The sequence below is a fragment of the Streptococcus sp. HMSC034B03 genome (genome assembly GCF_001838575.1).
Taxonomy (GTDB): domain Bacteria; phylum Bacillota; class Bacilli; order Lactobacillales; family Streptococcaceae; genus Streptococcus; species Streptococcus anginosus.
On record NZ_KV837622.1, the window covers coordinates 1 to 1,276 of the forward strand.

At 36.9% G+C, this 1,276-nt stretch carries 2 protein-coding genes; both read right to left on the reverse strand.

From position 1 onward, the window contains the following. Positions 1-60 precede the first annotated feature (60 nt). Positions 61-903 (reverse strand): IS3 family transposase, encoded by an 843-nt coding sequence (locus tag HMPREF2634_RS01985; RefSeq protein WP_232043636.1) that lies wholly within the window; start codon positions 901-903, stop codon positions 61-63. Positions 904-917: 14 nt separating this feature from the next. Beyond that, positions 918-1,199 (reverse strand): IS3 family transposase, encoded by a 282-nt coding sequence (locus tag HMPREF2634_RS10075; protein ID WP_021001851.1) that lies wholly within the window; start codon positions 1,197-1,199, stop codon positions 918-920. Between the last annotated feature and the right edge of the window lie 77 nt (positions 1,200-1,276).

A 1,276-nucleotide genomic window follows, 5' to 3' on the forward strand; every position in this document is an offset into this window, starting at 1 on the left:
TTGCAACATAGTCAAGTAAATGGACACACTTTTTAAATATATTTTTATGAAAAGACAGAATTACTCCTGCCTTTCCATGTAAAACTGTTCTATTTCATCCGGAGTATAATCTCCAAGTGAAGAGTGAGGACGTTTAGAGTTGTATCGATTTATGTATTCAAAGCAGCATAGGCGTAGTTCATCCTGATTGCGGAAAGATTTACGATTAATGCATTCCCGCTTCATATGGCGGAAAAAGCTTTCCATGCATGCATTGTCATATGGATAGCCTTTCTGAGAAAAGGACTGAACAACATTACATCTTTCTAACATTTGTCTAAATGTAAAGGCAGTGTATTCAGAACCACGATCTGAATGAAAGAGTACATATTCAGGTTCACCTCTATCGAAATAAGCATTTTCAAAAGCTTTCCTAGTCAAGTCTACATCATGACGATTAGAAATACTCCAGCCGATGATTTTCCTTGAAAATAAATCCATCACAACACAAAGGTAATGGAAAGAGCCGTTGACCTTTATATAAGTAAAATCACTTGCCCAAACAGAGTTTGGAGAAGAAGGATTGAACTGTTGATTCAAATAATTGAAGCAGTTACCATTTTCCTTATGAAAATGCTTCCCTTTGGGTTTCTCTGTGGACCGCTTTGGAAGATTCATTGTGCTCATCAGTCGATACACTCTACCGAGGCTGATGTTAATGCCATAATCCCGTTCTAAAACACGACGAATTTTGTAAGCACCTAGAGAATTATCATAGTCAGAATAAATTTGTAATATGTGCATACGAATGACTTGATTTTCAGAGGTGCGAGGAGCAGGCTTTGAGTAAAAATGCTTGTAATAAGTGCTGCGATTAACTTTTAGAACTCGACAAAGGGTTTTAATAGTGTATTGGTGTTGCAACTTGTAAACAGCATCTAATCGTTGCTTGAGTGTGGCGTGAATATGGCAATCGCTTTTTTTAATATTTGATTTTCCTCCTCAAGTTGAGCCATACGCTTTTGAAGTTCTTTAACTTGCTTGGCTGTAAGAACTTCTCCGTTGTCTGTTTCCACGGTTGAATATTGTTTAATCCATTTCGTTAGTGCTGATTGTGATACCCCATATTCTTTGATGAGTGAAGCTTGTGTTTTACCGTTGTGGTAAAGTTCCACGAGGGTTCGTTTGAAATCCTCGTCATAGTGATTTCTTGTGGACATAAAGATACCTCCTTGTGGTGTCTAATATAATGGTACATCTGTTTTCTAAATGTGTCTACTTTTATAAGTATAATGCA

Coding starts and splice junctions, on each gene's coding strand:
- HMPREF2634_RS10075 (WP_021001851.1), bottom strand. CDS start 1,199: ATGTCCACAAGAAATCACTATGACGAGGATTTCAAACGAACCCTCGTG.